Origin of the sequence: Stenotrophomonas sp. SMYL86 (assembly GCF_036320025.1) — a bacterium.
Lineage (GTDB): Bacteria > Pseudomonadota > Gammaproteobacteria > Xanthomonadales > Xanthomonadaceae > Stenotrophomonas > Stenotrophomonas maltophilia_A.
The window spans coordinates 1-8,529 of the sequence record NZ_JAWIRU010000023.1; the positions used below are offsets into that span (position 1 = coordinate 1).

Below are 8,529 nucleotides of genomic sequence, written 5' to 3' on the forward strand. Positions count from 1 at the left end.
CCCGGTCTTGCCGTGTGCGCAGGACTGCGCACACGAGCAAGCGGCGACCGAGCTTACATGGACGTACTTGCAGCGGCCCCCGCAACCGGACCCACCCCGCCATCCCCCAGGATACCCGCTTTTGACGTTGACGTTGATCCAGCGGGTGCAGGGCCGCAGGCCCTGCCGCTACCCCTCTTCCCGCCGCCCGCGCAGGATGTCCCGGAACCACTGCCGGTGATGCTTGTACGCCCACCCGTAGGTCACCTTGCCCTGGGTCATCGCCCGCACCGAGCCCTTGATCCAGATCGCTGCATAGATGTGCACCACGATCGCGCAGACCAGTACCCAGCCGAACAGCGCATGGGCAAGCACCGAGAAGCGGATCACCCCGATCGGGAAGAAGTGGCTGAAGTACTGCCGCCAGATCACGAAGCCGGTCAGCAGCAGCGCCGACAGGCAACCGATGATCGCCCAGAACAGCAGTTTCTGGCCGGCATTGAAGCGGCCCACCGGTGGCAGCTTCTCGTCCTCGTTGCGCAGTACATCGCGCATGCCGCGCATCCACTTGCCATCGTCGGCGGTCGGCAGATTGTCGCGCCACATGCGGAACGCCAGCAGCGCAAAGCCGACGACCATGGCCAGGCCGATGAACGGGTGCAGGATGCGCGTCCATGGCCCACCGCCAAACAACTGGGTCAGCGGGAACAGGGCAGGGTGGAACAACGCCAGCCCGGACAGCGCGGTCAACACGAAGCAGATCGCCACAATCCAGTGATTGATGCGGGTCGGCGCGCGGTAGCGGATGATCTGCCGCGGGTGCGGGGCGTACTTCATGGCCGCTGCTCCTCTTCGATCTTCTTCGCCTCGTGCTCGGCTTCCTCTTCTTCCTCGTCATTGACCGTGTTGCGGCCGATGCCGATGTAATGCAGGAAGCCGGCGAAGGCGGTAGCGGCAATCGCCAGCACGCCCAGCGGCTTGGCCACGCCCTTCCACACCTCCACCATCGGGTTGATGCGCGGGTCCTTCGGCAGGTCGGCATACAGTTCCGGCTTGTCCACGTGCTGCAGCACGTACATCACATGGGTGCCGCCCACACCCTGCGGGTCGTACAGGCCGGCGTTCTCGTAGCCGCGCGATTTCAGGTCTTCCACGCGTCCCGCCGCGTGCTCGGTCATCGCCTGCTTGCTGCCGAAGGTGATCGCGCCGGTCGGGCAGGTCTTCACGCAGGCCGGTTCCTGGCCCACCGCCACCCGGTCCGAGCACAGCGTGCACTTGTAGGCCTTGTGGTCCTTCTTGGAGATGCGCGGCACGTCGAACGGGCAACCGGTCACGCAGTAGCCGCAGCCGATGCAGTTCTCTTCCTGGAAGTCGACGATGCCGTTGGCGTACTGGATGATCGCGCCCGGCGACGGGCAGGCCTTCAGGCAGCCCGGATCGCTGCAGTGCATGCAGCCTTCCTTGCGGATCAGCCACTCCAGCTTGCCCTTCTCGTCCTCGTACTCGCGGAACTTCATCACCGTCCACGACTGTTCGCTCAGGTCGGGCGGGTTGTCGTAGCTGCCAACGCAGCTGCCGACCTCGTCGCGCAGATCATTCCACTCCATGCAGGCGACCTGGCAGGCCTTGCAGCCGATGCACTTGCTCACATCGATCAGCTTGGCGACCTGGCCGGTGTGCGCGCCACGCGCCTCCGGCGAGGGCGTGGTGGTGGCCGAGCGGCGGATGATGTCCAGGGATTGCAGTGACATGGCGTGTCTCCTACACCTTCTCGACCTTGACCAGGATGCACTTCGATTCGGGCGTCTGCGAGTTGCCGTCACCGATGGCGTTGGTCAGCGTATTGGCGATGTATCCGGGCTTGGCCGCACCGAGGAAACCCCAGTGGATCGGCACGCCCACCTGGTGCACGGTTCTGCCATCAATCTGCAGGGCCTTGATGCGCTTGGTCACCATCGCCACCGCTTCGATGTGCCCGCGCTTGGAACTGACCCGCACGCGGCTGCCGTTGTTGATGCCCAGCTCATCGGCCAACGCCGCGCCGATCTCGACGAACTGCTCGGGCTGGATGATGGCGTTCAACTTGCCGTGCTTGGTCCAGAAGTGGAAATGCTCGGTCAGGCGGTAGGTGGTGGCTACATGCGGGAACTCGTCCGGCGAACCGATCTGTGCGCGATCGCTGGCGAACACGCGGGCCGCCGGGTTGTTCAACGTCAGTGCCTGGCCCGGGCTGAGCGGGTTGCTGCGCAGCGGGGTATCGAACGGTTCGTAGTGCTCCGGGAACGGCCCTTCGGCCATGCCAGCCTTGGCGAAGAAGCGGGCGATGCCTTCCGGGTTCATGATGAACGGGCCCATGCCGCCGGCGGGATCTTCATCCGCCTTGAAGTCCGGCACGTCCACGCTGCCCCAGTTTTTCCCGTTCCAGGCCAGCAGCGTGCGCCGCGGGTCGAACGGTTGGCCGGCCACGTCGCACGAGGCGCGGTTGTACATCACGCGGCGATTGGCCGGCCACGCCCAGGCCCAGCCCAGCGTGTTGCCGATGCCCGTAGGGTCACTGTTGTCACGTCGCGCCATCATGTTGCCGGTCGGGCCCCAGGCGCCGATGTAGATCCAGCAGCCGGAGGAGGTGCTGCCGTCGTCGCGCAGGTCGCCGAATGCCGCCAGCTGCTCGCCGGCCTTGCGCACCAGCTTGGTCGGGTCCTTCGGATCGAACACGTCGGCCAGTGCCTTGCCGTTGTATTCCATCGCCAGTTCTTCCGGCGTCGGCAGTTCCGGGTTGGAGTACTTCCAGGCCAGGTCGCGCACCGGCTCCCACCACGCACCGCCGTCCTTCTCGTACATCGCCTTGATGCGATGGAACAGCTCGGACATGATCTCGATGTCGCTGCGCGCTTCGCCCGGCGGATTGGCCCCCTTCCAGTGCCATTGCAGCCAGCGCGAGGAGTTCACCACCGCGCCGTTTTCCTCGGCGAAGGAAGTGGTCGGCAGGCGGAATACTTCGGTCTGGATCGTGCTCGGGTCCACGTCGTTCAACGCACCGTGGTTCTGCCAGAAGGCAATGGTCTCCGTCTCCAGCGGGTCCATGCTGACCATGAACTTCAGCTTGGAGAACGCACTGATCAGCTTGCCCTTGTTCGGCGCCGAAGCCAGCGGGTTGAAGCCCTGGCAGATGTAGCCGTGGATCTTGCCCTCGTTCATCAGCTCGTACGCCTGCAGCATGTCGTACGGCTTGTCGAGCTTGGGCAGATGGTCGAAGCACCAGTTGTTGTCGGCGGTAGCGGCGTCGCCCCACCACGACTTCATCAGGCTGACGTGGAACTTCGGGTAGTTCTGCCAGAACGACATCTGGTTGGCGCGCAGCGGCTTCTGCGTGCGCTTGGCGATGTAGGCGTCGTAGTCCTGCTCGTCCTGTTTCGGCAGCGTCAGGTAGCCGGGCAGCAGGTCGGACATCAGGCCGATGTCGGTCAGGCCCTGGATGTTGGAATGCCCGCGCAAGGCGTTCATGCCACCACCGGCCACGCCGATGTTGCCCAGCAGCAGCTGCACCATGGTGCCGGCACGCACGTTCTGCGCACCGATCGAATGCTGCGTCCAGCCCAGCGCGTACAGGATGGTCATCGCCTTGTCCTTGCCGGCGGTGGACGCGATCATGTCCCAGACCTGGCGGATGCTGTCGGCGGGCGTGCCGCAGATGCGTTCGACCATCTCCACGGTGTAGCGCGCGTAGTGCTGCTTGAGCAGGGTGTAGACGCAGCGCGGGTCCTTCAGCGTCGGGTCGCTGCGCACGAAGCCATCGTCACCGTAGGCGTAGTCCCAGCTGGAGCGGTCGTAGCTGCGCTTCTCTTCGTTGTAGCCCGAATACAGGCCGTCCTTGAAGGCGAATTCATCCTTCACCAGGAACGACATGTCGGTGTAGTTCAGCACGTACTCGTGCTGGATGCGGTCCTCGGTCAACAGGTAGTTGATCAGACCGCCCAGGAACACGATGTCGGTGCCGGTACGGATCGGCGCATACACGTCGGCCACCGCGGCCGAGCGGTTGAAGCGCGGATCGACCACGATCAGCCGGGCCTTGTTGTGTGCCTTGGCCTCGGTCACCCATTTGAACCCGCACGGGTGTGCCTCGGCGGCATTGCCACCCATGATCAGGATCAGGTCGGCATTCTTGATGTCGACCCAGTGATTCGTCATCGCACCACGGCCTAGCGTCGGGGCAAGACCTGCCACCGTCGGGCCGTGTCAGACACGTGCCTGGTTGTCGAATGCCAGCATGCCAAGGGAGCGCACGACCTTGTGGGTCAGCACCGCGGTTTCATTGCTGGTCGCCGAGGCCGCCAGCATGCCGGTGGTCAGCCAGCGGTTGACCGTCTGCCCGGCCTCGTTCTTCTGCACGAAGTTGGCATCGCGGTCTTCCTTCATCAGCCGCGCGATGCGGTCCAGCGCATCGTCCCAGCTCAGCCGCTTCCACTCGTTCGAGCCCGGTGCGCGGTACTCGGGGTAGAGCAGGCGCGACTTGCTGTGGATGATGTCGGCCAGGCCGGCACCCTTAGGGCACAGCGTGCCGCGGTTGACCGGATGGTCCGGGTCGCCCTCGATATGGAAGATGCTCGGCTCGGCGTTCTTGGCGCCGTCGCCGAGGCTGTACATCAGGATGCCGCAGGCCACCGAACAATACGTACAGGTGTTGCGGGTCTCGGTCGCGCGGGTCAGCTTGTACTGCCTGACCTCCGCGAGCGCGATGCCGGGCGCGAAGCCCATCAATGCCAGGCTGGAGCCGACCAGGGTTGTCCCGGTCACTTTCAGGAACTGGCGGCGGCTCATCGATGGCATGCCGTTCTCCTGGGATGGCGGGGAGGCGCAGGCCTCCGGGCTGTCGTTGGGTACGGCCCGGTTATAGCACAGGCCCCCGCATGCCCATGTGGCACAAGGCCCGGCGCCTGCCGGACGGGCGCGCAACGCGGCCGCTCTGGTAAAGTTGCGTGCCCGCCCCCCGGGGAAGCGTCTGCCGGGCCTGGTTCCAGGATGTTCCGCGCAGCCCCCGCCGTCCTGGCGCGATCCTCCGCGCCGGATCTGGAACACCGAGGAAAAATTTTGCGAAATCAACCAGTTGGGTTCCGCGCATGAGCGCCCCGTCGAAGCCGTCGGACGCCGTTGCGCGCGGCACGCTGTACATCGTTGCCGCCCCTTCCGGCGCCGGCAAGAGCAGCATCGTCAATGCCACCCTGGCGCGTGACCCGCAGATCGCCCTGTCGATCTCCTTCACCTCGCGCGCGATGCGCCCGGGTGAAGTGAATGGCCAGCACTACCATTTCGTCTCTGCGGAGAAGTTCGAGGAAATGATCGCTGCCGGCGACTTCTTCGAGCACGCCTGGGTGCACGGTGACTGGAAGGGCACCGCCCGCCAGTCGGTGGAGCCGCAGCTGGCCGCCGGCCAGGACGTGCTGCTGGAAATCGACTGGCAGGGCGCGCAGCAGGTACGCCAGCTGGTGCCGGGCACGGTCACCGTGTTCATCCTGCCGCCGTCCAAGCAGGCCCTGCAGGACCGCATGCGCAAGCGCGGTCAGGACAGCGAGGCGGTCATCGCCCAGCGCCTGGGCGCCGCCCGTGACGAGATGCTGCACTTCAACGAGTTCGACTACGTCATCGTCAACGAGGTGTTCGACACCGCGGTGGACGAACTGTGCGCCATCTTCACCGCCAGCCGCCTGCGCCGGGAGGCCCAGAAGGTCCGCCACGCTGGGCTGATCCAGGCCTTGTTGACCCCCGATCCGGGCGCAACTGACTGATTCCAAAAGAATCGGGTAGGGGTTGGCTTGATTTTGTCCAGCCCCTGCCAGTACACTCCGTCCCCTTTCCCTCATTCGACTGAGCGGCCGACCGGTCGCCGGGAGCCCGTATGGCCCGCATCACCGTAGAAGATTGCCTGGAAGTCGTTAACAACCGTTTCGAACTGGTCATGATGGCTTCCAAGCGTGCCCGCCAGCTCGCCAACGGCGTGCAGGCCACGCTGGACAACAGCGAGACCGAGGACAAGCCGACCGTGCTGGCGCTGCGCGAAATCGCCGCCCGCAAGATCGACAACGCGCTGATCGACGAAGTCGAGAAGGCCGAGCGTGAGCGCGCCGAGCGCGAAGCGCTGGAGTGGGCTGCCGCGGAAGTGGTCGCCGACGAAGACATGTCCAAGAACGACGATTGATCGCATCGATCAACGTAATCGTTGGATGTGCCGAACAGCCCGCCCCGTGCGGGCTGTTTCGCATTCAGGATTTGCCGTAAACGTCGCGCTGGAATAGGCTTCGGGCATGAACCCAGGCCCCACTGCCAAGGTCGCCGCAGCCCCCGCTGCCGCCGTACCCGACTACGTCCTCCAGCTTGAACGCGCCGCCCATTACCTGCCGCCGGAACAGCTGCCGCTGTTGCGCCGTGCCTGGGAAGTCGGAGCCGCCGCACACGCCGGGCAGACGCGCAAGTCGGGCGAGCCCTATATCACCCATCCGGTGGCCGTGGCCCAGGTGCTGGCCGAGCTGGGCCTGGACGTGGAAGCGCTGATCGCCGCGATCCTGCACGACACCATCGAAGACACCCCGCTGACCCGTGAGGCGCTGGCCGCCGAGTTCGGCGAAGCCGTGGCCGAACTGGTCGACGGCGTGACCAAGCTGGACAAGCTGAAGTTCCGCGACCGCCAGGAAGCGGCCGCCGAGAGCTTCCGCAAGATGCTGTTGGCGATGTCGCGCGACCTGCGTGTGATCATGATCAAGCTGGCCGACCGTCTGCACAACATGCGCACGCTGGGCGCGCAGAGCCGCGAAGCGCGCGGCCGCATCGCCCGCGAGACGCTGGAGATCTACGCGCCCATCGCCCAGCGCCTGGGCATGAGCCTGGTCAAGAGCGAGCTGCAGAACCTCGGTTTCAAGGCGCTGTACCCGTGGCGCCACGCGATCCTGGAAAAGCACATCCGCAGCCAGCCGGTGGTCCGCCGCGAAGCGCTGGCGCAGGTGGAAGTGCAGCTGTCGCAGCGGTTGGCGAAGGAGGGCATCGAGCACCGCCTGGTCAGCCGCATCAAGACCCCGTGGAGCATCTACAACAAGATGCGCGACGAGAACAAGACCTTCGACCAGGTGATGGACGTGTTCGGCTTCCGTCTGGTGGTGCGCAGCGTGCCCAGCTGCTACCACGCGCTGGGTTCGGTGCATGCCACGTTCAAGCCGCTGGATGGCCGCTTCCGCGATTTCATCGCCATTCCCAAGGCCAACGGTTACCAGTCGCTGCATACGGTGCTGTTCGGGCCGTATGGTTCGCCCATCGAAGTGCAGATCCGCACCGAAGAGATGGACCTGATCGCCGAACGTGGCGTGGCCGCGCACTGGACCTACAAGTTCGGCGGCGATTCACCGAACAGTGCGCAGAGCCGCGCACACGCCTGGATCGTTGAACTGATCGACTCGCAGCGTGCCGCCGGTTCCTCGCTGGAGTTCCTCGACAACGTCAAGGTCGACCTGTTCCCGGACGAGGTCTACCTGTTCACCCCGAAGGGCAAGATCCTGGCCCTGCCGCGCAATTCCACCGCGCTGGACTTCGCCTACGCCGTGCATACCGACGTCGGCAACATGGCCGTGGCCTCGCGCGTGGACAAGAAGCTGGTGCCGTTGCGCACCAAGCTGGTGTCGGGCCAGTCGGTGGAGATCATCACCGCACGCTCGGCCACGCCGAAACCGCAGTGGCTGGAATTCGTGGTTACCAGCAAGGCGCGCACCGCCATCCGCCACCAGCTCAAGCAGCTGGAGCACGAAGACGCCGTGCAGCTCGGCCACCGCATGCTGGACCGTGCGCTGGAAGCGATGGATTCCTCGTTGGAGCGGCTGCCGAAGGGGCGCCTGGATGCGTTCCTCGCCGAGCACCGCTTCCCGCGCCTGGAGGCGCTGCTGGCCGAGGTCGCGCTGGGCAACTGGATGCCGACGCAGGCTGCACAGGCGCTGATGGCCTACGCCGAACTGCGTGGCGGCCCGCATTCGCGCCACCACTCGCAGGAAAAGATCCTGATCAACGGCAGCGAGCGCGGCGTGGTCACCTTCGCGGGCTGCTGCCAGCCGATTCCCGGCGACGAGATCATGGGCTACCACACCGCCGGCAAGGGCATCGTGGTGCACCGCATGGACTGCCCGAACCTGGCCGAGCTGCGCAAGTCGCCCGAGCGCTGGGTGCCGATCGGCTGGGACACCACTGTTTCCGGCGACTACGACACCTCGCTGGTGGTGGAAGTGGAGAACGGCACCGGCGTGCTGGCGCAGCTGGCCGCCGCCATCGCGCAGAGCCATTCCAACATCGAGCGCGTGGACTACCTGGACCGTGATTTCAACGCCGCCGTGCTGGCGTTCAACATCCAGGTGCGCGACCGCAACCATCTGGCCGAAGTGATGCGCCGCCTGCGCCGGCTGTCGGTCGTGCAGTCGGTACGCCGCCAGTAATGCGAACCCGGTAGTGGGGGGGGGGGGGGGGGCGCGCGGGGGGGGGGGGGGCGGGCGGCGGGGGGGGGGGGCCGGCGCCGCGCGA

6 protein-coding genes are annotated in these 8,529 nt (G+C 65.7%); 3 read left to right on the forward strand and 3 right to left on the reverse strand.

Going from position 1 to position 8,529, the window contains the following annotated elements:
- Positions 1-168: 168 nt before the first annotated feature.
- The 3 genes from V3B64_RS19185 to fdnG are packed head-to-tail and all read right to left on the reverse strand — an operon-like array spanning position 169 to position 4,809.
- A complete protein-coding gene (locus tag V3B64_RS19185) occupies positions 169-816 on the reverse strand; it encodes a formate dehydrogenase subunit gamma (RefSeq protein WP_032127833.1) in 648 nt (215 codons plus the stop codon).
- On the reverse strand, positions 813-1,730 hold the full coding sequence (gene fdxH / locus V3B64_RS19190; protein ID WP_329914713.1) for a formate dehydrogenase subunit beta: 918 nt from the start codon (positions 1,728-1,730) through the stop codon (positions 813-815). The genes V3B64_RS19185 and fdxH overlap by 4 nt, the downstream gene beginning before the upstream one ends.
- Positions 1,731-1,740: 10 nt before the next feature.
- Positions 1,741-4,809, reverse strand: a complete 3,069-nt coding sequence (gene fdnG / locus V3B64_RS19195) for a formate dehydrogenase-N subunit alpha (RefSeq protein WP_151194539.1) — start codon at positions 4,807-4,809, stop codon at positions 1,741-1,743.
- 290 nt (positions 4,810-5,099) lie between these two features.
- Between fdnG and gmk the strand changes: the two genes are divergently transcribed.
- The 3 genes from gmk to V3B64_RS19210 all read left to right on the forward strand — a co-directional run bounded on the left by gmk (position 5,100) and on the right by V3B64_RS19210 (position 8,444).
- Positions 5,100-5,765 (forward strand): guanylate kinase, encoded by a 666-nt coding sequence (gene gmk / locus V3B64_RS19200; RefSeq protein ID WP_014038334.1) that lies wholly within the window; start codon positions 5,100-5,102, stop codon positions 5,763-5,765.
- Positions 5,766-5,875: 110 nt separating this feature from the next.
- Positions 5,876-6,175: a DNA-directed RNA polymerase subunit omega gene (gene rpoZ / locus V3B64_RS19205; protein WP_005410877.1), complete on the forward strand. Its 300-nt coding sequence runs from the start codon at positions 5,876-5,878 to the stop codon at positions 6,173-6,175.
- A 106-nt stretch (positions 6,176-6,281) separates the two neighbouring features.
- Positions 6,282-8,444, forward strand: coding sequence for a bifunctional (p)ppGpp synthetase/guanosine-3',5'-bis(diphosphate) 3'-pyrophosphohydrolase (locus V3B64_RS19210; protein ID WP_019661980.1), 2,163 nt, complete (start codon positions 6,282-6,284; stop codon positions 8,442-8,444).
- Positions 8,445-8,529 lie beyond the last annotated feature (85 nt).

Coding starts and splice junctions, on each gene's coding strand:
- V3B64_RS19185 (WP_032127833.1), bottom strand. CDS start 816: ATGAAGTACGCCCCGCACCCGCGGCAGATCATCCGCTACCGCGCGCCG.
- fdxH (WP_329914713.1), bottom strand. CDS start 1,730: ATGTCACTGCAATCCCTGGACATCATCCGCCGCTCGGCCACCACCACG.
- gmk (WP_014038334.1), top strand. CDS start 5,100: ATGAGCGCCCCGTCGAAGCCGTCGGACGCCGTTGCGCGCGGCACGCTG.
- rpoZ (WP_005410877.1), top strand. CDS start 5,876: ATGGCCCGCATCACCGTAGAAGATTGCCTGGAAGTCGTTAACAACCGT.
- V3B64_RS19210 (WP_019661980.1), top strand. CDS start 6,282: ATGAACCCAGGCCCCACTGCCAAGGTCGCCGCAGCCCCCGCTGCCGCC.